The sequence below is a fragment of the Streptomyces canus genome (genome assembly GCF_041435015.1).
In the GTDB taxonomy this organism is placed as follows: domain Bacteria; phylum Actinomycetota; class Actinomycetes; order Streptomycetales; family Streptomycetaceae; genus Streptomyces; species Streptomyces canus_G.
Genome location: NZ_CP107989.1, coordinates 8,727,184 through 8,749,622, shown reverse-complemented (window position 1 = coordinate 8,749,622; position 22,439 = coordinate 8,727,184). Strand labels below are relative to the sequence as shown.

The 22,439-nt window shown below is 69.5% G+C and carries 18 protein-coding genes; 4 read left to right on the top strand and 14 right to left on the bottom strand.

Going from position 1 to position 22,439, the window contains the following annotated elements:
* Positions 1–61: 61 nt before the first annotated feature.
* The 7 genes from OG841_RS39940 to OG841_RS39910 all read right to left on the bottom strand — a co-directional run bounded on the left by OG841_RS39940 (position 62) and on the right by OG841_RS39910 (position 9,580).
* On the bottom strand, positions 62–1,462 hold the full coding sequence (locus tag OG841_RS39940; protein WP_328636933.1) for a hypothetical protein: 1,401 nt from the start codon (positions 1,460–1,462) through the stop codon (positions 62–64).
* Positions 1,463–1,594: 132 nt separating this feature from the next.
* A complete protein-coding gene (locus OG841_RS39935; RefSeq protein WP_328636934.1) occupies positions 1,595–2,554 on the bottom strand; it encodes a hypothetical protein in 960 nt (319 codons plus the stop codon).
* A 55-nt stretch (positions 2,555–2,609) separates the two neighbouring features.
* Positions 2,610–3,443 carry a MinD/ParA family ATP-binding protein gene (locus OG841_RS39930; protein WP_328636935.1) on the bottom strand — a complete coding sequence of 278 codons (834 nt, stop codon included), beginning with the start codon at positions 3,441–3,443 and terminating at the stop codon, positions 2,610–2,612.
* Positions 3,444–3,471: 28 nt separating this feature from the next.
* Positions 3,472–7,389 carry an FxSxx-COOH system tetratricopeptide repeat protein gene (fxsT, locus tag OG841_RS39925; protein WP_328636936.1) on the bottom strand — a complete coding sequence of 1,306 codons (3,918 nt, stop codon included), beginning with the start codon at positions 7,387–7,389 and terminating at the stop codon, positions 3,472–3,474.
* 25 nt (positions 7,390–7,414) lie between these two features.
* The gene (locus OG841_RS39920) at positions 7,415–8,194 is read right to left on the bottom strand and encodes a hypothetical protein (protein WP_328636937.1); all 780 of its coding nucleotides are present in this window, start codon (positions 8,192–8,194) and stop codon (positions 7,415–7,417) included.
* A complete protein-coding gene (locus tag OG841_RS39915; protein WP_328636938.1) occupies positions 8,191–9,348 on the bottom strand; it encodes an FxsB family cyclophane-forming radical SAM/SPASM peptide maturase in 1,158 nt (385 codons plus the stop codon). Before OG841_RS39915 ends, OG841_RS39920 begins: the two co-directional genes overlap by 4 nt.
* Positions 9,349–9,391: 43 nt before the next feature.
* Positions 9,392–9,580, bottom strand: coding sequence for a hypothetical protein (locus OG841_RS39910; protein WP_328636939.1), 189 nt, complete (start codon positions 9,578–9,580; stop codon positions 9,392–9,394).
* Positions 9,581–9,934: 354 nt separating this feature from the next.
* Between OG841_RS39910 and OG841_RS39905 the strand changes: the two genes are divergently transcribed.
* From OG841_RS39905 to OG841_RS39895, 3 genes are read left to right on the top strand one after another with little or no spacing between them, the layout of a single operon-like run.
* Entirely contained in the window at positions 9,935–11,029 is a 1,095-nt protein-coding gene (locus OG841_RS39905) for a toll/interleukin-1 receptor domain-containing protein (RefSeq protein WP_328636940.1), read from the top strand.
* Positions 11,026–12,738 (top strand): TIR domain-containing protein, encoded by a 1,713-nt coding sequence (locus OG841_RS39900; RefSeq protein WP_328636941.1) that lies wholly within the window; start codon positions 11,026–11,028, stop codon positions 12,736–12,738. The genes OG841_RS39905 and OG841_RS39900 overlap by 4 nt, the downstream gene beginning before the upstream one ends.
* 23 nt (positions 12,739–12,761) lie before the next feature.
* Positions 12,762–13,280: an HIT family protein gene (locus tag OG841_RS39895; RefSeq protein ID WP_328636942.1), complete on the top strand. Its 519-nt coding sequence runs from the start codon at positions 12,762–12,764 to the stop codon at positions 13,278–13,280.
* On the opposite strand, the gene OG841_RS39890 is transcribed toward OG841_RS39895, so the two are convergent.
* A complete protein-coding gene (locus OG841_RS39890) occupies positions 13,194–13,616 on the bottom strand; it encodes a hypothetical protein (RefSeq protein ID WP_328636943.1) in 423 nt (140 codons plus the stop codon). The genes OG841_RS39895 and OG841_RS39890 overlap by 87 nt on opposite strands.
* 22 nt (positions 13,617–13,638) lie before the next feature.
* On the opposite strand from OG841_RS39890, the gene OG841_RS39885 reads away from it, so the two are divergent.
* Complete coding sequence (locus tag OG841_RS39885; RefSeq protein ID WP_328636944.1) at positions 13,639–13,806, top strand: hypothetical protein; 168 nt, start codon at positions 13,639–13,641, stop codon at positions 13,804–13,806.
* Between the two features lie 295 nt (positions 13,807–14,101).
* On the opposite strand, the gene OG841_RS39880 is transcribed toward OG841_RS39885, so the two are convergent.
* From OG841_RS39880 to OG841_RS39855, 6 genes are all read right to left on the bottom strand, one after another.
* Positions 14,102–15,742 (bottom strand): thiamine pyrophosphate-dependent enzyme, encoded by a 1,641-nt coding sequence (locus OG841_RS39880; RefSeq protein WP_328636945.1) that lies wholly within the window; start codon positions 15,740–15,742, stop codon positions 14,102–14,104.
* A gap of 226 nt (positions 15,743–15,968) precedes the next feature.
* Positions 15,969–16,109 carry a hypothetical protein gene (locus OG841_RS39875; RefSeq protein ID WP_371569192.1) on the bottom strand — a complete coding sequence of 47 codons (141 nt, stop codon included), beginning with the start codon at positions 16,107–16,109 and terminating at the stop codon, positions 15,969–15,971.
* Between the two features lie 312 nt (positions 16,110–16,421).
* On the bottom strand, positions 16,422–18,239 hold the full coding sequence (locus tag OG841_RS39870) for a glycoside hydrolase family 15 protein (RefSeq protein WP_371569189.1): 1,818 nt from the start codon (positions 18,237–18,239) through the stop codon (positions 16,422–16,424).
* A 25-nt stretch (positions 18,240–18,264) separates the two neighbouring features.
* Positions 18,265–19,683 carry a DUF2252 domain-containing protein gene (locus tag OG841_RS39865; RefSeq protein WP_328636948.1) on the bottom strand — a complete coding sequence of 473 codons (1,419 nt, stop codon included), beginning with the start codon at positions 19,681–19,683 and terminating at the stop codon, positions 18,265–18,267.
* A complete protein-coding gene (locus OG841_RS39860) occupies positions 19,680–21,266 on the bottom strand; it encodes a GMC family oxidoreductase (protein WP_328636949.1) in 1,587 nt (528 codons plus the stop codon). The genes OG841_RS39865 and OG841_RS39860 overlap by 4 nt, the downstream gene beginning before the upstream one ends.
* Positions 21,267–21,345: 79 nt before the next feature.
* A complete protein-coding gene (locus OG841_RS39855) occupies positions 21,346–22,209 on the bottom strand; it encodes a YhjD/YihY/BrkB family envelope integrity protein (RefSeq protein WP_328636950.1) in 864 nt (287 codons plus the stop codon).
* Positions 22,210–22,439: the final 230 nt, after the last annotated feature.

Here is a 22,439-nt window from a genome sequence, read left to right as displayed (position 1 = left end):
CGACGAGGTCTGGAGGTCGGGTGGCTGAGTGCCGGCCGAGCAGGGACATTTGACGTCCCCCTCAGAAGCCCTCGTCGCTGTCGTCGGACTCGCGGGCCGGGCGCCCGGCGATGACCTGTTGCCCCGGGCGGATGCCGCCGTTGATGTCGTACACCCCGTGCAGGTCCGCGAAGTGCGCGTGGACCGCCAGGTCCGCACCCTCGGTTGCGCGGGCGCGGGCTCCGGCTTCCCGCGGCGCGCCGCGGCCGCTACCCGGCCGTTCAGAATCGGTGCGCGGGCGGTCGTCACCGGGATCGGAGGGCGCGGGCTGGTCGGCGGCCGGGGGGACAGGGTCGTCGGCATCGTTGTTGACCCCGTGGGGGCCCGGCGGTGGCGGGCCGTCCGGCTCCGGCTCGACGGGGGGTTGTGGGCGCCGGTTCCAGGCCTCGTTCGTCAGAAGGTGCAGGATATTGATGGTGACGATGGCCGGCGCGACGAGGGCGACCGTGCGGGGCAGGGCCGGTTTGAGGGAGAGGGCCAGGACCACGGCGGTCACGCCGTTCTGCTGGCCGAGTGCCAGGGAGATGCGGTCGAAGGGCTTCAGGTTCCGGGCGATGATCCAGCCGACGATCATCTGCGCGACGAAGGCGGCCACGCCCAGCACGATGCCAGGTCCTGGCTCGACGCCGTCGACCAGCAGCATGCCCAGGCCCAGCAGCGCCGCATAGTAGGCGGTGCGCATGATCCGGTCGAGGGCCGCGAGCAGGGCGGGCGGGCGGTAGTAGAGGCCGACGACCGCCACGCCGAGCATCCACCCGTACGCGGTGGCCGCGGTGAGGATGCCGCCGAGCACGATGAGGGAGGCAGCGGTGCGCCACCAGGAGGCCGGCCGTCCGTCCCGATTCCGCAGGAGGTGCCAAGCGAGCGCGGCCACGACGGCCAGGCCCGTGTTCCCCACCGTGGTGAGGGCGTACGAGTCTGGTGGCACAGGCAGTTCTGAGGAGTCGCCGCCGTTCAGGGTGCTCAACGCCAGCGGCGCCAGGTAGGCGGTGAGCAGAACGGTGACCGGGTCGTCGAAGGCGGCCCAGACGGACAACACCGTCTTTGCCCGCTCGGACATCCTGGACCGTGTCCGGAGCGCGGCCACCGACAGGGGGTCGATCTGGGCGACCGTGATCGCGAGGAGGACGTAGGCCGGCTGGTCGACGGTGAGCCACAGCACGGGAACGATCAGTGCCGCTTTGGCGAGGACCCCGACGGTGACCGCGAGGATCAGTGTGCGCAGGTCGTCGCGTGCCTCGGCGAGATCGATGGCCGAGGTCGATCCGAACAGGCCGACTGCGAGCAGCGCCGCGATGGCGAGCGGATAAGCCGCGGTGTCGGTAAGGGTGTCGAGGCCGGTGGCGGCCGACACTGCCCAACCGAGGCCGAGCACCGCGAGCATGACGCTCAGATGACGTGCGGCTTTCAGCGTGCTTGTCACGGCTCGCTCCGATCCGGCCGACTCCCCACAGCGATGAGCATCCCAGCTGGGGGTGCGCGCCGGGACCGAATGCACACGGTTCGCACGTACGACGTACCCGCGTGAGCGTTTGGTCACCCGCGGCGATCCGAGTCAGAGCTTTTCGTCCGGTTTTTCACCCGGCGTGGCCGACATGCTCTGTACGAGCCGGTTCATCTGCTGGTCGGCCAGGGCCACTCGGCTCTGGTCGAGGGTGACGCCCAGCAGGAAGTGGCCGTCGGCCCGGTCGACGTAGAACAGGGCGCCCTCTTCCACGTCGAGCACGACACGCGTGAGTCTGCCCGGCATCACCGCGCGCAGGGACTGGTTCAGCCGGGCCACCACGTAATGCAGGCGTTCGCCCAGCTCCGCGTAGTGGGTGCGGCGCTCGTCGCGGGTGAGGCCGTCGAAGAACGCGGACAGGTCGGGATGGTTGAAGGCGTCCGCGCTCAAGCGGCCGATGCCCGGTGCGAAGTAGCCGGCGTAGTGCAGTGCCTGCGCGGTCACCGCGTCGCGGCAGTGGGTGAGGACGGGGGAATCCGACTCTCCCCAGTCTCCTTCCCTGACCAGGTGCCGTTTCTTGGTGGAGAGCCACGGATCCGTCCGCGGAGGGGACGACTCGGTGAGGAAGCCGCCCGGGTTGGGCCTCGGGACGCCGATCCGGTCGTTCAACGCGGCTACGAGGTCGGCCATGGCCCGGTCGCCCGCCTCGACGGCGTCCGCGCCGAGGGAGACACCGGCGAAGTAGTTGTCCGCACGAAAGTGGTAGTGGAAGACCGCTCCGTCGCCGAACTGGAGCACGCTGCGGATGAGCCGGCCGCTGTCGACCGAGCGCAGCACGTGGTCCATGCGGCCCAGGATGTAGTGGAGCTGGCGGCCCAGACGGATGAACGTCTCCCGTCGGCTCTCGATCTCCGTACCGCCGAATCCGCTGCCCGCGGACGCGGGGAGCCGGTCCAGGATGTCGACCGAGTAGTTGAAGACGCCCCAGCGGTACTCCGCGACATGATGGAGACCGTTCTCGCTCAGCGTCGTGCCGCACAGCCTGATGTTCGCGTTGCTGTCGTCGGTCACATGAGGCGCGCGGCGAACCTCCGGTGGTACCACGGAAGGCTGTCGTCCCCTGGTGTCACTCATCTCTCCCCCATGACCCGTCGTTCAGAACGTCCGGCCACAGTGCCAGCAACTGCTCGCACAGAGCCTGAAGAAGTGGACTTGTCGTGCGCTCCGGCAGCCGCCCCTGGGCGACCGTGTCGGCGGCTCGCCGGTCGTACGGCAGCCGCATCAGCGCGGGGCCCGCCTCGGCGGGGCCGGCTGTGCCGGGGTGGGTACCGCTCGGGTCGTTGCACACCCAGCCGAGCACCTTGCCACCCAGGCCGTGTTCCGTCAGCCAGGACAGGAGCCCGGCGGTGTCCTCGCCGCCCTGTGGCCCGGGCCCGCCGATCACGATGATGTGTTCGAGGCGGCGGCACACTTCCAGGGTGAGCGCGGTACGGCCGGCGCCGCAGTCGACGATCAGGCAGCCCTGGAGCTCCGCGAGTCTGGTGAGCGCGGCACCGACGACGGGCAAGAGCGTCTCGTCCGACGGGAGTCCGCCGAGGTCGTCCTCGGGGCCGAGGGCGAACAGTGCCATGTCCTGACGTCGCGAACCGGTGTAGACGTGGCGCATGTAGGGGAGCACGGAGCGCTCGGCCAGTCCGATGCGGTCCTGGGCGAATCCGAGGAGACCATCCACCTCGGCGTCGGACACCGTCTTCCAGAAGCGGGTCAGGTCGGTCAGCCCGCCGCCGTCGGTCTCCGTGTCCGCGTCCATCAGGATCACGGACTGTCCTACGCGGCCCACTGCGTAGTCGATGAGCAGACCGGCCGCAGCCGTCAGCCGTGTCGCTCCACTGCCAGGCGCGGCGGAGAGCACTGCCACCGTGTGCGGGACACCGATGGACGTCGTCCACGGGTACTCCATCGGATACTCCTTGCTCTGTGCGTTTACCTCAGATGGTGGGGATGTCCAGTTCGACGCCGACCCGGCCGTCCGGGCGGGCTCGGCCCCCCGCGTCCTCCCGCAGCCCCAGCTGTGCGGCCACGGCCAGGGTGAGGGGGTGCTCAGTGCCGAGCCTCTCCCCCAGGTCCCGGTGGGTGCGCTCGTACAGTTCCCGTGCCGCCAGCGAGTTGCCGGCGAAGACCAGCATGTCGGCGTGGCACACGGCGGCCATCAGGACCAGCGGGTGGCGCGGGTCGACGTGCAGGATCCGGCGCAGGCCGGTCAGGCCACGCTCACTGTACTCAGCGGCGGTCTCGTCCTCGGCGTCGCGCAGGCACAGGGCGAGGTTCACTTCGCAGATACGGGTGAAGAGGTGCTCGTCCCCCCATGTCCGGTACGCGGCGAGGTTCCGCTCCGCCCTGTCGATCGCCTCCGACGTCCGGCCCACGAGCCGCAGGTCGGCGGCGAGTGCGACGCGCGCGGCCAGCGTCTCGGGGTGCTCGGGACCGCCGTACGCCTCCAACCCGTCCACGGCCTGTACGTCGCACATCCGGGCGGAGTCCGCCTTGTCGAGTCGTTCGCCGTCGGACAGGCTCGGGGAGAGCGCGGCGATGTGCCGCAGTGTCGAGCCCAGCGCGAAGGCGGTGCGCAGGGTGATCAGGTCGGACGGGCCGAAGTCCTCATGGCTCCTGACGACCCGGTTGATTTCTTGCAGACGGGTCAGTGAGGCCTCGTAGCGGCCGACTTCGAGCAGCCGGCTTCCCACGTAGAGGGACGAGAGCAGAGTCAGCGGATGCTGTTCGCCGCTGACCCGTATCCGGCGTGTGTAGACGTCCTCGTGCTGCTCCATGGAGTCCTGGGGCAGACCGACCATGGCGAGGGACAGGGCGAGGTTGTGGGACGCCATCAGGGTGAAGTGGTTGTCCAGGCCGTAACGGGCACGCAGGACCTCCCGGGTCGACTGCTCCTCGGCGAGCGCGTCCTGTGGCCGGCCCAGCGCACGGAGCTGGGCTCCGCGGGGCAGGGCGCTGCGCAGGGTGAAGTGGCCGTCCAGATCCTGGAGCCGGCGCAGTTCCTCCAGCGCCTTGCCGTTGACACGGTTGGCCTCGGCGTAGCGTCCGGCGTCCATGTGGATGTTGGCCAGTTCCGCGCGCAGCCTCATCAGGAGCAACTGCTGGGTGTCGTCGTCGGGCGAGGACCGGGCGGTCCATACCTCGTCCAGGCGGCGGGCCAGGGTGAACGCGGCGTCGAGGCGTTGGCTGCGGCGCCGGTAGCGCACTTGGTTGACCAGCCAGCGGCGCACGTCCAGGTTGTCGTCCTCCGCCGCTCCGCAGGGGTCGACGTGGGCGTCCAGTTCCGCGTAGCGCGGGTTCATGTCCTGGTCGTCGACGCGGTCATCCGGGGGCGAGTAGGCGGCCAGGACCTGTCGGACGCGCGAGGCGAGTTCCGCCGTCTCCTGGTCGGTGAGGGCCTGACGCTGCGAGGCGAGGTTCATTCGAGCCGCCCTGAACCGCTTGCCGTTCTCGCACATGCGGCCCTGGGACCGGCTGACGAGGCCGCGCGCCGCGAAGCCCAGCTGGCGACGGCCTTCGGCACCTTCGGGCAGCCCCAGGAAGGCCAGGGCGGCCGGTGATTCCAGCAACTCCCAGCCCACCCCCTCGGGGGACAGAACGGTCAGCATCTTCATCAGGTCCAGCGCGGCCGGACGTTCCTTGCCCAGGTCCTCGACGACGGACTGCCACACCGCCGAGGCGGTGTGCTGACCCACGGCCTGTCGGCTCTCGATCGACTGGGCGAGCTCGGCCACCACTTCCTGCGCTGGGCGGGCGGTGCTCCTGAGATAGGCGGCCATCTGGTCCAGCAGCTGTGGCAGCGGCTCGCCCAACTGCACAAGCTGTTCGGCGAGTTCGGGTGTCAGGTCGGGGGCTTTGCGTCGCAGGTACCGTACGGCTTCGGCCGCTGTGGGCGGTTCGACATCGATACGGCGGCCCAGGGCTCCCCAGTCCGGATGTTCGGACGTGATCAGCAGGTGGACGTGGGGGTTGTTGATCAGCAGGCTGGCGATCATCTCCGGGTGGCGGGCGTCGTCGTAGACCAGGAGGAGGCGTTCGGCCCCGGCGCGGCGGCCTTCAAGCTGCTCGCGCAGCGCCTCGACGGCCCGCGGTGAGGACGGCCGGGCGGCACCGAGGCGCACGCTCAGCTGTACCAGCTCCCGCTCGACTCGATCGGCGCTGTCGGCCGGCATCCACCACACGACGTCGTAGTCCGCGCCGAACCGGTGGACGTACTCCGTGGCGAGGGTCCGCTTGCCCACCCCGGCCTGCCCGTGCAGCACGACCGGCTGGGCCGCTTCGCCGGGCTGCAGGGCGTTCCGCAGGGTGCGCAGATACCCTTCCCGGCCCAGGAACTCGCCTTGGCGCTGATGCGGAACATGCCATTCCCGCGGGTGCCTGCGGGGGAAGCGCGGTCCGCGCCCCAGCCGGTCCGCCCAGGCCGCGGGGCGCCGCTCGGCGGAGATGTAGTGGGTCAGCAGGGCGGTACGTGCGGATGCCTCGTCCAGCGTGTACAGCTTGGGACCCGGCCGGTTACGAAACGCCTTCTGGACCTCGACGTCCTCGAGCCAGGCGACGTCCACCCACGCCCCGTTGGCCAGGGCGTCCTGCTTGGGCAAGTGCGCTGCCAGTGCGGTGAGTTGGGGGGAGGAGACCATGGCAGAGGACATCAGGACGAGAAAGGTGCCCGGCGCGTCCGTGCGGGCGGCCCGGTCCCCGGGGCCCGGGTCGAAGTCGCAGGGCACCGCGTTCGCGTTGAGCTCCGCGCGGATCCAGTCCGCATAGGCACGATCCTGCGGCTCGAACACCAAGCGCACCAGGCGGGGCGGTGCGGGCACCTCGGTGAACGCCCCCATGTACTGGGAGCGGACGGTGTCCGGGAGGGGCGCGAAGCGCAGCGTGCGGTCGCCGCTGATCTCCTGGGCGAGACGTTCGTACGCCTGCTTCTGCACCGAGGGCTCGAAGTTCGGCAGCGCGAACGGGATGAGTACCTCCTCATAGGCGAGGTTCGGCAGGTGCTTGACTTCGACCTCGCGCCAATACTGCAGCTCACCGCTGTGCAGAATCGGCCCGCACGCGCCCTCGAACTGACTTCTGGCGCGTGCCCTGCGCCGCTCGGCCTGTTCCGGTTTGGAGTCGTCCACGCGCATGGGGACCGGCAGGACCCTGACGCCACCGGCGGACCGTTCCCGCACTTGGCGGGCGACGGAGGCCGAGCCGTCGATGGACTGGTTGCTGAGGTTGAATCCGACGACGACCACGTCGGGCAGAATCAGCGTGCACAGGCTCGCGTTGTCGGAGTGGCCGGTGCGGCTGTCGATGAGGACGTAGTCGTAGTCGCTGGTGCGCAGGCTCTCTCGCAGTGCTTCCGCGAAGCGCCGGCCTCCCTGCTCCCGGTAGAAGCGGTTCCACTCGAAGGTCGCGACCCGTTCGCTGTAGAGGCTGTCCTGAAGGCCCGGCCCGAGGAAGTCCATACGGCCCTCGGGCCGCGTGAACCGGTACTTGAGCCGGTCGGTGTGGTTGCCGACCTGGGTATGCCGCTCAAGCAGCTCTGCCAGCCGGGCGCTGAACACCTCCCCGGACAGCCCCCGGGCCTCCAGGGCGTCCACAGCCCGGCCGTAGTCCAGGATCATCTCCACCACGCCGGTTGACTCGCGCAGTTCGGGGTCGGGCAGGAACGGCCGCACGAAGCGGTTCAGCCCGGGCGATTCCAGATCCCAGTCGACGATGAGGACGCGATGCCCCGCATCAGCCAGAAGCCAGGCGACATTGGCCAGAGCCATGGTCCGCCCGACTCCGCCCTTGTGCGAGTAGAAGGTCACGACAGTCGCCCGGTTGCGGCCCTGTTCGGACCCAGACTGCGCGGCACTGCTCATCGGTTGTCGCTCCAACCTCGGTGCGTCAGCTGTGAGGCCCCCGCAGGATCGGCCGGTCGTCGTTCTCCACGGGGGAGAACCAGGATCTGTGGGGGGATGCGTCCCGCCGGGGTTCCGGGTGAAGGGACGGTCGTGCGGCGTGCGTTGGCTGCCACGGTACCCGTACCGGCGTGTAAGGCATATTGGGGAAGCAACTGTCCGAGAGCGAAATTCGCGGCATTCCAGATACCTGTGGGGACAGGGTGAAGCAGAGGTCCTGGGGGTTCATGACGGGAGGCGAGAGACGGGCTCCGGTGACGATCCGTTCTACGACCGCACGCAGCACTCTGAGGTATCCGCCGCGAACGTGCGGGGCTCCCACCAGACCGGCAAGACCGGATGCGGTGTAGTCGCCGACCGGCACTGCCACCGTGTCCGGATCCTGGCGCGGAGGCAGTCCCTTGGTGGTCCACAGGATCGGAATCAGAGCCGTCGAGCGTTGTCCGGTCTGATGCTGTTCCCACAGCAGCCGTCGGCGGAACACCGCGAGGTCGCGCAGTGTGCGTGGTTCCTTGTAGTAGCGATCGGTGAGCAACGCGAGCAAGGTACGGCAGCGCATGGCGGGCGTGACGTCGCACTCCCCCGGTGTGAGGTCGCGGGAGGGTTCCGGGAGCAGGCCGGTGTGGCTCGGGTCGGGGCCCAGGCGCCGGTGTATCTCGGCCTGAAGGTCGGTGTTGAACATCCGCAGCCATGGATCCGTCGGCGCGGGCAGAGCGTGGCTGACGTAGTAGTAGGGGGCGCTGGGACTGCCGGGGTGGCCGGTCATGCGCTCATCCCCTTTCGGTCAAGACGCGCGCGCAGGGAGATGACGCCCTTCGTCAGCCGATTCCGCGCGTGGTCGATCAGGAAGCGCAGGTCCGGGCAGTAGCACGAGGGATTGTCGAAGCCGTTGTCCGGGCGGTGGCGATGAGCGCGCAGCCCGCCCCCGCAGATGTCGACGACCGGGCAGGACCGGCACTGCCCGCAGAGCCCGGCGAGACCGGCGCGCTCCGCGGCGAACCCGGGGTCCGCGGCCGCGTGGTCGAAGTCGTGGGCGGCGATGTGCAGCGGGGACCGGCCGGCCAGTGAACTCACCGTCTTGAGAACGTCGTTGTACTCGATCAGCCCGGACGGCTGGATCACCACGACGTCCGCCCCGTACTGACCCCACATCTCACTGCTGCTGGTGCCGCCCAGCTGCACGTCGAGCAGGGAGTCGAAGAGCCGGACCGAGGTCTCCCGGCGGTCGGCGTCGAACCAGCGGTCGAACATGGCGGCGAGCCAATGGCCGTACGGCGCGTCTCCGGCCCCCGGGGGACGGTGCGGAGGGAACTGCCAGGTCGCCAGCGGCAGCAGCAGATCGACGGCGGGTGGTTCGTGCTCCAGCAGCGCCTCGTACGTGGCCACCGGATCGGCCTCGATGTCGATGACGCACAACAGCCCCCGGTACAGGGGCCGGTGACGTGGTGTGCGCAGCAGCGACAGCGCGCGAGCCACCTCGGTGTACGTGCCCTGGCCGCCTCGGTCGGGGCGGCGCCGGTCGTGGGATTCCGGGGTGCCGTCGACGCTGACCCCGACGGTGATGCCGTAGCGGCGGAAGACGTCCAGGAAGGCGCGGTCGAGGAGCGAGGCGTTGGTCTGTACGAGGAGGTCGACTTGGGTCGGCAGGCCCTCGGTCTCGTCGCGCAGACCGCGAGCGAAGCGTTCCACGGCCAAAGGTCCGGCCAGTAAGGGTTCGCCGCCGTGCAAGGCCACCTGAGCCCGTTGCGGGCGGTGGCGGCGCAGGTGCTCGGCGATCCTGATGCACAACCGCCGCATCGTGGCGGGACTCATGATCAGCGGCTCGGCTCTCCAGCCGCGATCGCGGTGCTCGTAGACGTAGCAGTCGGGGCAGCCGAAGTTGCAGCGGCTGTAGAGCTTGACGACGAACTGAGTGAACATCGCCGCCGGTTCTTCGGGCGGCGAGGTGGCGTGGGGCGCGGTCTCACACCGCACTGAGCCACCTCGGCCGCTCGGGTCCGCTGTCCTGGCCCGCGTTGCGCAGCAGGGCCTCGACGAGTGCGGTGCGGGGCAGCCGGAGCAGATCCAGAGCGTCCGGCAGTGCCTGCACGGTGCTCTCCACGGACGGTCCCGATCCGTCCGCCGCGCGCAGTAACGCCTCACGTCCCATCATGCAGGCTCCCCCCGACTGTCCCGGACCCGCGCGATTCAGCGAAGCCCGAGCAGGAGTGCGCGAACAAACGGACGAGGCGCCAGGGGAGTTGTGTGGTTGCTGCTACAGTCCAGGACTCGTGCGTCCTCGGACCGCTCGCCCCCGCTCGTGAATACCTCGACGCGCTTGCCGAACGCTCCCGTTCGGACACTTCGGAGTGTATCGGCGGTATCCGAGTAAGCCTATCCTCACGAATACTGAGGGTAAGTGAACCGGCCTCCGAGGAGCCGTTGCTGACCGATCGGGCAACAGTTCTGACCGAGTCTGCGCGAATGTCCGTCCTACCGGACTGCCGGCGTACCTTGTGAGGGGCTCGTGGATCCAGCCGCTTTCTTCTATACGAGTTGTGTACGGGCTGACGGCTGGCGTGCGCTGACGCGTTTTCACACCGACCTGGAGTACCACCTGCGGATCCAGGAGGGGTTCGGCGTGAGCGGCGTCATCGGTGCGCTGATGGAGCCCGAATCGGCCCGTGAGTCCGACGTGACCAGGGCCGGAGTGATGATCGCACTGTACTCGCCCCGGTACTTCAAGGACCGGGGCGCGGGCCTCGAATGGGCGATTTTCGGGGCCCGGATGCGCCATCACGAGGACACCCGGGGCATGGCGGCACGTGGCTGCCTGATCCCGCTGTGCTGGAAGCCCGTCCGCGACGGCGACTTACCGGAATCGGTACGTCAATCGGTGGAGCAGCCCGGTCCGTTCGACTGGCTGCGGCAGGACGGCCTGGAGTCGCTGGCCGCGTCGACACAGGCAGAGGGCGAAGTACGGTACTACGCCCTGGTCGAACAATTGGCCAAAACTATTGCCGAGTCCGGGGGTACGGAACTGGAGCCACTGGGCGTGACCGATGCGCGGACGCTGCCTCCGGCGTTCGGCAGCGAGAGCGCGCCGCCGCCCGGACCGCTCCCGGAAGGGGAGGGCGGCGAGCGGTGGGCACGTCGCTGGCTCGATGCCCGGGACCCCGCCGCCCGCGGCCACGGGCCGGGTTCGGTCGCGATCAGTTATGTGGGTGCCGACCAACCGTGGGCCGACTGGATGATGGGCGTGCTGGAGCAACGGGGTCACGAGGTCGAGCTGTGGCGCTGGCGGGCCGGCCGGGAGCGGCTGCCCGACGCGGTCGCCCGGGCGCGCAATTCAGCCGAGAGTCTGCTCGTCATCTTCTCGCACAACTACTTCGCCGCCGGTGACACCGCCCCCACCGAATGGGAGGAGGCGTTCGTTCCTGCCTCCGACCGGCCGTCGCCTTCCGTGCTGGTCCAGATCGACGCCGCTCCCCGGCCGCTGCTGGTGCGGGACGCACAGGTCGTCGTCCTGGCGGGAACGGATCTGGCGGAGGCCGAGCAGCGGATCGGTGAGGTGCTGCCCGGAACACGCCGGCCATCACAGGATCGCAGGGGCGGCCGGTGAGCGTGCCAAGACGCCAGCCCCGGCAGCTTCCGCCGATATCCAACCTCCCGCCCCTCCCCGCGCCGTTCGTCGGCAGGGACGAAGAGATCGCGGACACCCACCAGCGGCTCACCGACCATGTCACCGTGCTGGTCCACGACCCGGAGGGCCGCCCGCACGGCTACGGCACCTCCCAGCTGGCCATCTCCTATGGCCACCTCTACACCCTGCACTACCAGCTGATCTGGCTCTTCGACTGCGGCCAGGAGACGGACCCGGCCAGACTGGCGGACCGTGTCGAGAAGGAGACGGAGCGGCTGAGCGAGGCGTTCGAGAAGAGCCTCGGTGAGCCGCTGGACGGTCCCACAGCCGCCGACTGGCTCTTCATCTACGACAACGTGGCGGAGCCCGACGGCATACGGCGCCACTTCCCGGAGGGCAACGCCCGCATCCTGGTCACCTCACGCTTCACCGGCACGTGGGACGAGCGGGAACGGGTGTGCGTGGGTCCGCTGGGTCGTGCGGAGTCGGTTCGGCTCCTCAAGGAGAACATGAGCCTCGACCAGCTGCAGGCCGCCCACCTCGCGGACACCTTCGGCGGCCACCCGAAGCAGATCGTGCGGGCCGGCGAGGCCGTCCTCGCGGGCCGGGTCACCGCGGAAGAGATCGCCACCGTGGTGGAGATCGCCTGGCTGGCACCCCCGCAGCGCCGGGCCGGCGTGCCGGACGGCGTGCGCACGAGCCTGCGCTCCTGTCTGCTGCGTTCGGCCGTGTGCCGGGACTCCGGCAGCTACGGGCGCTTCACGGAGGCCCTGCGCCGACGGACGACGGGAATCGTCCCACGCGATGTGCTGACCTCCGACATGACCATGGCGGAGCGGGTCGATGTGCTGCTGGACGCGGTGTTCGAGCAGGAGGACCCCGCAGCGCTGCGGGTCCTGGCCGACGCCGTGGAGGAGGAGACGGAGAGTTCCGGCTCCGGTCGGCAGATGGCCGCCACCGTACGGCGGATCGTCGACGAACTGCTGGAGGACCAGCGCGGCACCTCTGCTCCCCCGACGCCACTCGCCCATCACCCGGCCCGAGCTCGCTCCCTGCCGCCGCCCCGGTCGGTGCCGGAGCCGACGGCTGAGAAGGAGTACCCCTTCTTCTTCACCAGCTGGCACAACCGGGACGCCGACGGAGACGAGGTGCAGTACTTCCACCAGTTACTGGAGAAGGAGGTGGCGGTCAAACTGCCGGCCCGGCTCGGGAAGACCGGATTCCTCGACTGGAACATGGAGCCCGGGACGAAATGGGAGTCCCTGCTGGTCGAGGCGATTCGCACCACGAGGATTCTGGTCCCTCTGATCACCGAGGACTACTTCACCCGCGAGTGGTGCCGGCGCGAGTGGGCCGTCATGGTGCAACGCATGGCGAACGTCGACGCCGCACAGTCCCAGGAGCCGATCGCCATCCTGCCGGTCTTCTGGGTCAGGCCGATGGAAGGGTGGCGGACGCCGGAGGACTTCGGCCTGTACCAGCACCGGGTGCGCTGGGACGGCGAGAAGGCGTACGACGGGCACGTCTACGACCTGGTCAGGGACAAGGGCCAGCCGCTTACGGAGTATGTGCGTTCGCTCGTCAGGGCCATGGTCAAAGCAGCCGCTACGCCTCTGCCCCAGCTCGACCGGCACAAGGTGATGCGGGTTCCTCTGGCGTTCCGCGATGTCAACGAGAGCAGCCGCTGACGCCGGCGCCCTATCGTCGACCCATGACTCCCGATCATCACGACGCCGACTGCCTCTTCTGCGGGATCGCAGCGGGGTCCGAACCGGCCCGTGTCGTCGCCGAGACCGCGGACACGCTGACGTTCCTGCCCCGGAATCCGGTGCACCCGGGGCATGTGCTCGTCGTGCCCCGGCGCCATGTCGCGGACATCTGGGGGCTCGACACGGCTACGGCGGCAGCGGTCGGCGCGGCTGTGCTCAGGGCCGCCCACGCGGTGCGGGCCGTCCACCGCCCCGAGGGCCTCAACGTCATCCAGTCGTCCGGGGCGGCGGCCACGCAGTCCGTACCCCATCTGCACGTCCATGTCGTGCCGCGCTACGAGGGCGACCGGATGCCACGACTGTGGCCCGGGCACATCGAGCCGGAACCTGAGCTGCTGGACGAGTCCGCGCGGCGGCTGCGCGCGGAGACCGCGTCACAGCACGAACAGCCGCGCGAATACCAGGGCCAGAACCAGGCCGCCGTAAAAGCCCGACAGGGTGGGAGAGACAGCCGCTCGTAGTACGCCCGCCTCCTCTCGGCCCGGTGTCACGTCCATCGCGAACGGCTCGACGGAGGTGTCCTGGCGTCGCACCCGGTCGTACAGCCGCCGAAACAGCCGTTCCTGGTACAGGAAGTAGCCGTCCAGGAGCCAGAAAGCCAGCACGGGCAGGAAGCTCACCAGGGCGACGGAGCCCTTGTCGTTCCCTACGGCGTAGGCGAGCAGCGCACCAGTGACGGTCAGCGACCAGCCCTTGATCAGGAACGAGTTGTTCCCCATCCGGGCCACGATCGTCTGGATCAGCTCCAGATGCCGGATCCGGTCGTCGTCCAGTCGTGACTGATCGTCTGCTGACATCGGCCCCCCACAGTGTCAACTCATGTGCTGTGCAGCTTACTGTCTCGACGACGTAGCGGAAGATGACCAGGCCAGCGACCTGATGACGTTCGGCACCGCCGACCGGCCGGCCCGCGTCCCGCGCGATTGCGGCCGCATCCGCGGCAACCTCCGCAGACCGCACCGCTACCACAGCGGCCTGCTGTCCTGATGACGTCTGTGGGAGTCGAGCAAGCGCCGTCGTGCAGGTCTGAATGATGGGGCCTGTCAGCGTTCTGGCCGGGGATTTCGCCTACTGTTCGGCCACTGTCAGGATGAGACGTTCGGGGACATGCGGCTCTTCGAGCGTGAGATCGACAGCGCGGCGACCGGCCGGCCGCGTTCGGGCTGAAGGGGGCGCCGTCGTGAACGGCACCCCCTCCAACTCCTCCCGGCACACCCGGAGTCCGGCCCCGGTGGCAAGGACGGCCTGCCGTTCCACGACCTGATACTTGCTGACGTGTCGTTCAGCCGTAGGTGCGGTCCCGGGCGACCTGGATGTCGAGCACAAGAGGCCCGCTGCGTTCAGCGAGGCCGGGGAGTACGTCGGCGAGCGTCGCCTCGAGCTGCCCGTGGGTGGTGACCCGCACTGCCGGGCATGCCAGGGCCTCGGCCACACCGGAGATCGTGATCTCGGCGAACGAGGGCCAAGGAGCCTTGCCACGACCCGAGTTCTCGGCGAGCTTGTCCATGATCGCGTATCCACCGTTGGACATGACGACGAAGAGAACACCGGTCCGGTAGTGGGCTGCGCTCCACAGCCCTTGTATTCCGTACAGGGAGGACCCGTCGCCCAGGACGGCCACGACGGGGCGGCTCGGGGCGCCCATCTTCAGTCCGATCGCTGCCGGCAGGCCGAAGCCCAGACCGCCCGCAGCGGCGCTGACGAATCCCAGGGGCGCGCGGGCCGGGACACGCCGGTGCAGTTCCGGGCGGCTGGACGGGGACTCTTCGACCAGGATCGCATCGGCGGGGAGATGCCGGGCGAGGAGATCGAAGACATGGGCCGGCATCAGCGGCTCGCCCGGTCCCGGGGCAGGGACCGGTTCGGGCGCGGACCGCCCGGTCACTCGGGCCGCGCGGGGGGTGACCTTGGCGGCCAGCGCACGGCAGACCTCGGTGGGGTCCGCGATCAGCGCGAGATCGGCTGCGCTGCCGTGGGCTTCCTCGGAGTACTGGGTGATCTGCACGACCCGTAGTCCTTCGGGAAGGAGATCACCGGGTTCCCAGGCGTACTGCCGCAGCACCGGCGCGCCGACCACCAGCAGGGCGTCATGGCGGGAGAGGACCTCGCGCACTCCCGCCCGGCCCGGCGGCAGGTGGCCGGCGAAGGCCGGGTGGTCCTGGGGAAAGCCGGCGCGTGCGCCGAACGGTTCCTGCCACACGGGCGTACCCAGTCGTTCCGCGAGGTCCACGAGCGCCGACCAGGCCGGTTCACTGTCGTTGCCGGCACCGGCCACGATCACCGGGTTGCGGGCGGCGTCGACGAGTTCGGCCACCTCGTCGATCACCGTGGTCACCGCGGGCGCGGCCCGGTGCACCGCCAGGGGCGCGGCACCGCGTTCGGGCGCGGCCGGTTGTTCCCAGTCGTCCATCGGGACCACGACGATCGCCGGTCCGGCTCCGGTGATCGCCTCGTGGTGGGCTCGCGCGACGGCGGCCGGCACGTCCTGCGGGCGCAATGGCGTGTTCGACCACACGGGATACTCGCCGACGAGGCCGTCGAGGTGTCCGGCGAGGAACGGCTCGTGGGCGAGGTGCCGCCGGTCCTGCTGGCCGACCACCACCACGAGCGGTGCGCGGTTGACGCGTGCGGTGGCCAGCGCACTGGCGGCGTTGGCCAGTCCGGCGGTGGTGTGCAGGTTGACGAACGCGGGCCGGCCCCGGGCGATCGCCCAGCCCGTGGCCATGCCGACCACCGAACCCTCGTGCAGGGCCAGCCGGAACTCCACGTCGTCGGGGAAACCGACCAGGAAGGAGATCTCGGTCGATCCCGGGTTGCCGAAGACCGTGGTCGTCCCGAAGCGACGCAGCACATCGAGTACGGCGTCGCGGACGCTCCGCGGCCGGGTGACCGCAGCGTGCTCGGTCGGCTGGTTCCTGATCATGCGGGCCTTCCGTGGGTCCGGCTCGGTCCCTGACACGGGTGTCTCCCTCGACGACACGGGCCGCCCGCCGGGTCGGCGACCGGTGACCGTGAGTATCGAAGTCGCGCGGACAACCCACAATGGGGGCTGTCCGTTCAATGAACACAGAAATCTGGCGGCATCGGCTGCATCGACGCGTACACCGCCCTCTCGTGGCCGGTGGGCGGACCGCAGGCCCTGCTGCGTGTCAGGGTGCGAGGCTTCCCTTCCGGGCCTCCTTGAGGAGGGAGCGGAGAGCTTGCCCGGTGACCGGGCTCGGGTTGGTGTAGGTCTGGGTCTGGGCGACGATCTCGTCGAAGTCGCGCTCGGCGAGGCCCAGTTCGGCCATCGAGCGGGGGGCGTCGAGTTCGGCGGAGGCTCACGCGAGGTGCTTCGCCACGTCGTCGGTGGCCGGCGCACGTCGCAGGGTCTGCTCGACGGCCGGTGCCGCGGGAAGGTTGAAGGCGGCGGCGTACGGGAGCATGCCCGCGTGGACAGTCCCGGGAGCCGCCGCAGGCCCAACCGCTCGGTATCCTAGGGCAGTTGGCGCAGGCTGCCGGTGCCGAAGACCATCCGCATCGGCAGGGCCTCGTAGGTGAAGGTCATCGCGTCGTCTCTGCCGCCGTGCGGGCTTGCGGAGTGAGGCCGGGAATCCCCCCGTTCAGCGCGGTGCCCGGTCGAGCGCCTCGTCCAGCGTCGTCGCGGCCATGATGAGGGAGAGGTGGGTGAAGGCCTGGGGGAAGTTGCCGAGTTGCTCGCCGCTCGGGCCGATCTCCTCGGCGAACAGGCCGACGTGGTTCGCGTACGTCTGCATCTTCTCGAAGGTGTAGCGGGCCTGCGGGAGCCGGCCCGCGCGGGCCAGGGCGTCGACGTACAGGAACGTGCACAGGCTGAAGGTTCCTTCGGAACCGCGCAGTCCGTCGGGGGAGGCCTGGGGGTCGTAGCGGTAGACGAGGCTGTCGGAGACGAGGACCCGCTCCATGGCGTCGAGGGTGTTGAGCCAGCCGGGGCTGCGGGGGGACACGAAACCCACCCGGGGGGCCAGCAGCAGGGAGGCGTCCAGGACGTCTCCGCCGTAGTGCTGGACCAATGCCTGCTCCTTCTTGTTCCAGCCGCGTTCCATGACCTGTTCGAGGATCTCGTCGCGGGCCCGTGTCCAGCGCACGGTGTCGGCCGGCCTGCTGAACTCCGCTGCCATCTTCAGGCCGCGGTCGAAGGCCGCCCAGCACATCACCCGGCTGTAGGTGAAGTCCTTGCGTCCGCCCCGGGTCTCCCAGATGCCCTCGTCGGGGCGGTCCCAGGAGTCGGCGAGCCAGTCGAGGGTGCGGGTCATGCCCTTCCACCCGTGGTAGCCCGCCTGTTCGCCGACCTGGCGGCCCTCGGCCAGGGCGTAGAGGGCCTCGCCGTAGATGTCGAGCTGGAGTTGGTCGGAGGCGGCGTTGCCGGCCCGGACCGGGAAGGAGCCGCGATAGCCCTCGAAGTGGTCCAGGATCTCCTCGGTCAGATGCGGGTCGCCATCGACCCGGTACATGATCTGGAGGGGCTCGTCGTCCGGTCCTTCGCGTGCCCCCAGACGGTCGCCGAGCCAGTGGGTGAAGCGGGTCGCCTCCTCCACGAAGCCGAGGTCGAGCAGCGCCCGCACCGAGAGGGAGCCGTCCCGGACCCACGTGTAGCGGTAGTCCCAGTTGCGCTCGCCACCGACCTGCTCGGGCAGTCCCATGGTGGCGGCGGCGACCGGCGCGCCGCTGGGGGCGTAGGTGAGGAGCTTGAGGGTGATCGCCGAGCGGTGCACCATCTCCATCCAGCGGCCGCGGTAGTTCGAGGTGCGCACCCACTTCTGCCAGAAGTCGACGTTCTTCCAGAGGCCTTCGGTGATCTGCTCCGTGGTGGGTGGCGGTGGCGCCTGCCCGTCCTGCGCGCACACCGTGAACACCACGGCTGCCGAGTCTCCGTCGCTGAGGGTGATGCCGCCCCTGACGTCCTGGCCGTCCCGTTCGAGCGGGATGCTGCCCTGGAGGTAGGCGGTCGTACCCGGGGCCCGGAAGGTGGCCGTGCCGTCCGTCAGGTCGAGGTCGTGGGTGGCCCGCGCGTAGTCGAACCGCGGCCGGCATTCGAGAGCGAAGTGCACGGTGCCGCGCACCGCGCGGACGACGCGCACCAGTTGGTGCCGGTCGGTCGCCGTCGTGCCCGGCAGGACCGGCATGTGGTCGACGATCTCGCCGACTCCGTCGGGTGACATGAACCGGGTCACCACGACGGCGCTGTCCGGGTAGTAGAGCTGTTTCCAGGTGCCCTCGGGGTGATCGGGTGCGAGGAGGAAATGGCCGCCACCGTCGTGGTCCAGGAGAGCGGCGAAGACACTCGGCGAGTCGAAGCGCGGTGCCGCGAACCAGTCGATCACGCCCTGGGACGACACCAGGGCTGCGGTCTGCAGATCCCCGACGAGTCCGTGATCGGCGATGGGCGGGTAGCGTTCCATGGCGTTCTCCCTGCTGATCGCCTCGTCAGGCTGCTTGAGCGGTTACCCGTCCCGTGCGGACGGCGTCGACGAGTGCCTGGTGGTCCTTCTCGTTCTGGTCGGCGTAGCGCTCGGCGAAGGTCACGAGCGCTCGGTCGAAGGAGTCACCCCCGCCCAGGTACGCGGCGATGGCGATCCGGTCGCCCGACCGCGCGTGTGCGCGGGCCAGCGTGGCACCGCACAGCTCGCCGAAGGTCCGCATTCCGGCCGGCACCATCGCCTCGGGTTCGGCGATGCCCTTCCAGTCCCGCAACTGCCGTACATAGAAGTCACGTCGGCGACCGTCGATCCCCTCGACCCGCTCCCAGCCGAGGAAGATGTCACTGGTGGCCTGCATGAGCCGCTGGCCGGAGACCACGCGCTCGCCCTGCGTTCCGTAGGAACTGGCGCCGGCGAAGGGGGCCAGCACCGACTGGTCGGCCTCCTTGGCCTGCATGAGCAGCGGATCCCGGTCGTCCCGGCCGAGCAGGAGCACGATCCAGCAGCGGGTGCCCACACTGCCGACTCCGACCACCTTGCGGGCCATGTCGGCCACCCGGTACTGCTCCAGAAGGGACCGCCGGTCCGACTGCAGGGTGCGGCCGTACCGTTCGATCAGCCGGTGGATCTCCTTCTCCAGCGCGTCGCGTTCCACGCCCTGAAGCAGGTCCTGGAGCGGGGTGATCAGCGGCGGGACCGCGGCGATGCGGACCTGCCCGTCGACGACGTGGGTGAGCTTGCCGAAGGCCTGAAGACTGTCCCGGCTGCGTGCCTTGGTCACCGCCTGCGACCAGCGGTCGCGGCCCCGTGCGCTCAGTTCCGCGCCGAAGTGCTCCCGCACCCACGCCTGGTCGAACTGGGCATACCACACCTCGAGATTGCCCATCTCGGCGAAGCGTCGCATCCACTCGCGGTAGGACCGCACCGTCGCCCGGACGATGCCGGCCCGCTCCTTGGTGCTGAAGCCGTTCGCCCGGCCCGCGATGACGAAACTCGCGGACAGACGCTTGACGTCCCACTCCCACGGGCCGGGCAGCGTCTCGTCGAAGTCGTTGATGTCGAACATCATGCGGCGCTCGGGCGAGGCCAGCAGCCGGAAGTTCAGCAGGTGCGCGTCCCCGCACAACTGCGCCCTGATCCCGGACACGGGGGTGTCGGCGAGGTCTCCGGCCATGATGGCCGCGGCACCGCGGTAGAAGCGGAACGGCGACTCGGTCATCCGCCCGTAGCGGATCGGTACGAGCTCGGGAACCCGCGTCGCCGACTGCGCGTCGATGATGTCCACCGGGTCGGGCCGTTTCACCGTGGGCGCGAACTCGGCGTGGCTGGAGCGGGGTACGGACGACCGGGCGGCCTTGCCGCGTTCGGCTCGTTCCTGAGGGGTGCGGTGCCGGATTTGGCTGTTGTCCGGATGATTCGACGTCATTGAAGTCGCTCCGCGATGTGGTCGCCGACCCGAAGGGCGTTGGCGATGGCGGTCAACGAAGGGTTGACCGCTCCGATGCTCGGGAAGAAGCTCGTGTCGACGACATAGAGGTTGTCGAGGTCGTGGGCCTTGCAGTTGACGTCGAGGGCGGAGCTTTCGGGGTCGTGGCCGAAGCGGACCGTGCCCGCCTGATGCGCGGTGGCGCCGATGGGCATGCCCTTGTGCAGGTAGATGCTGTGCGACAGCAGATGGTGTTCGTGCATGCCCAAGTGGCTGAGCATGCCTTGCAGTTTGTGCTGGAGGCGCTTCAGCCCGGCGATGTTGTTCTTCTCGTCGAGGGCCAGGTGGATGCCGCCGTCCCGGTCCAGGGTGACGCGGTTCTCGGCGAGGGGCAGATCCTCTCCGCACAACCAGAAGTCGACCGCGTGGTGGGCGAGCACCTCGAAGGGCATGTCGGGGGCGACGGCCCCGGCCCAGCGGGGCGCTTCGCCGTGGATCTGCTCGGAGTCGGACTTGCCCAGCATCTGGATGCCGCCGAGGGGGTAGTCCCAGTCGTCGGATCCCAGATACCAGTCGTGCAGCGCCAGGGTCTTCTGGAACTTGGTGTCGTTGGGTTCCTTGGACACGGCCATCAGGGCGAGGTTGTTGTGCCGCATGTAGTGCCGGCCCACCACGTCCGAGCTGTTGCCCAGGCCCTGCGGATGCCGGTCGTTGGCCGAACGCAGCAACAGGGCCGCCGAGTTGACCGCACCGCAGGCGACGACCACGACGTCGGCACTGAACTCCACGGTGGCGGGGTCCCCGTCCCCCACCGTCGCGACGACCGAGGTGACACTGCGACCCGTCCCGTCCGTGTCGAGGCGCCGCACGTCCGCATGGGTGACCATCTCGACGTTGGCGTGTTCGAGGGCGGGATCGACGCAGATGACCTGTGCGTCGGACTTGGCGCCGACCAGGCACGGGAAACCGTCGACCCGATCGCAGCGGATGCAGGCGCTGGTGTGTGTGGCCCGGCCCCGGTCGTCCTGGGTGAGGTTCACCCCGATCGGGAGGTGGAAGGGGTGCAGCCCCTGCTTCTCCAGATCGTGGCTGAGCTGCTGGATGCGCGGCTCGTGCTGGACCGGCGGGTAGGCGTACTGGGCGCTGGTGGGGCCCTCGGACGGGTCCTCGCCGTGCCGGCCGTGGACGAGGTAGAGGTGCTCGGCCTGTGTGTAGTACGGCTCGAGCTCCTCGTAGCTCAGTGGCCAGGCCGGGGAGATGCCGTCGTGGTGCCGGAGTTCGCCGAAGTCCTCGGGGCGCAGACGGAAAAGCGCGGCGCCGTAGAACTTGGTGTTGCCGCCCACGTAGTAATTGACCTCGGGCGGGAACTGGTTTCCGTTCTTGTCGTACCAGAACTCCGGAGCGCGGTATTTGCCTTTCACGAAGACCGCGGTGGATTCCCAGTTGTCTCGTTCTCGGGGCAGATAGTCGCCGCGTTCGAGAAGGAGGATCCGTTTTCCGGTGGGGGCCAGGCGGTGGGCGATGGTGCCGCCGCCCGCACCGGTACCGATGATGATGACGTCGTAATGCAGCTCGTCGGTCATGCCGGCCACCGTCCTCGGAGCATGCTCCGGTCCCGCCGGGTGAAAGGGGCACCTGATCCAGTACCAACGTATCCCTGGGTCACTTTTCCGGCGAGTTGGGCCAAGCGGGTGATCCAAGACGTCGGGCCACGGCGGGTTCCCGGGCGATGACCGCGCCGACGGTGATGCCGAGGGCCACCACGACGCAGAGCCCGATCAGCCACGACAGCACGGTGAAGACCGCGCCGAGCGACCCGTACCGGTCCAGGCTGCGGTTGAGCGCGGCCGGCACGTAGAACTTCGCGATCACCGACAGGGCGGTCATGGCGACCCCGGTGAGGAGCGCCCCGGGCAGCAGAGGCATCCAGGGGAGCCGCGCGGCCAGCAGCAGGTGCTGGGTCCACCACCACACGGCCACCTCCACGGTCAGCAGAAGCGGCACGCCCAGCCACAGTCCGGCGCCGAATCCCTCCCGCAACGGCCCTTGCAGAACGACGACGACAAGCCAGACCGCGAGCCACACGGGCCATCTCCACGCGGCGACCCGGGCGCCCGCACTCGGCATGTGCCAGGCGCGTTGGCACAACCGTTGCATCGCGCGGCTGCAGGCGGTCGCGGAGAGCAGCACCATCAGCGCGCTGACCACGCCGGTGCTCTGCTGCAGATTGGCGGGGTTGGCCTGGTAGACCTTCTTCAGCTCGTGGTCGGCGGCGCCATGGATGCCGAAGAGGTCGTGCACAGAATTGATGATCTGGTTGCGCACGCTCTGCGGGGCGATGGAGGCGACCAGGAAGAGCAGGGGTACGGCGGTCAGGAAGGCCTGGGCCGCCAGCCGCGTCGCGGAGTCCAGCAGGTTCACCGCGATCAGGTGGGCGGTGAGGCGGGTGATCACCGGGAACCGCTCCTCGGCGGTGCTGCGCAGCCTCAGCAGCCGGACCTTCAGATCCGCCGCCCGATCGCGCAAACGGCTCTTCCCCCCATCTGCGGGCGGGCCGGATTCTCTGTCTGCGCGCATGCTGCTCCCGCTGTCCGGTCCGGGCGTCACGCCCGGGGCGTGACCGCCTCACCAGAGTGCCGCCCCGGGCGGCCGACGATGGCCGCGGCACGTGCACGACTGTGCCGTACGGGTGAGGCCAGCGGTGGCGGCGTTCCGGATGACATCGGGGAGACGAGGGGACCTTGCGTGATTCCCGC

Coding starts and splice junctions, on each gene's coding strand:
- OG841_RS39930 (WP_328636935.1), bottom strand. CDS start 3,443: ATGGAGTACCCGTGGACGACGTCCATCGGTGTCCCGCACACGGTGGCA.
- fxsT (WP_328636936.1), bottom strand. CDS start 7,389: ATGAGCAGTGCCGCGCAGTCTGGGTCCGAACAGGGCCGCAACCGGGCG.
- OG841_RS39920 (WP_328636937.1), bottom strand. CDS start 8,194: ATGACCGGCCACCCCGGCAGTCCCAGCGCCCCCTACTACTACGTCAGC.
- OG841_RS39915 (WP_328636938.1), bottom strand. CDS start 9,348: ATGTTCACTCAGTTCGTCGTCAAGCTCTACAGCCGCTGCAACTTCGGC.
- OG841_RS39910 (WP_328636939.1), bottom strand. CDS start 9,580: ATGATGGGACGTGAGGCGTTACTGCGCGCGGCGGACGGATCGGGACCG.
- OG841_RS39895 (WP_328636942.1), top strand. CDS start 12,762: ATGACTCCCGATCATCACGACGCCGACTGCCTCTTCTGCGGGATCGCA.
- OG841_RS39890 (WP_328636943.1), bottom strand. CDS start 13,616: ATGTCAGCAGACGATCAGTCACGACTGGACGACGACCGGATCCGGCAT.
- OG841_RS39885 (WP_328636944.1), top strand. CDS start 13,639: ATGTGCTGTGCAGCTTACTGTCTCGACGACGTAGCGGAAGATGACCAG.
- OG841_RS39880 (WP_328636945.1), bottom strand. CDS start 15,742: ATGATCAGGAACCAGCCGACCGAGCACGCTGCGGTCACCCGGCCGCGG.
- OG841_RS39875 (WP_371569192.1), bottom strand. CDS start 16,109: ATGGCCGAACTGGGCCTCGCCGAGCGCGACTTCGACGAGATCGTCGCC.
- OG841_RS39870 (WP_371569189.1), bottom strand. CDS start 18,239: ATGGAACGCTACCCGCCCATCGCCGATCACGGACTCGTCGGGGATCTG.
- OG841_RS39865 (WP_328636948.1), bottom strand. CDS start 19,683: ATGACGTCGAATCATCCGGACAACAGCCAAATCCGGCACCGCACCCCT.
- OG841_RS39860 (WP_328636949.1), bottom strand. CDS start 21,266: ATGACCGACGAGCTGCATTACGACGTCATCATCATCGGTACCGGTGCG.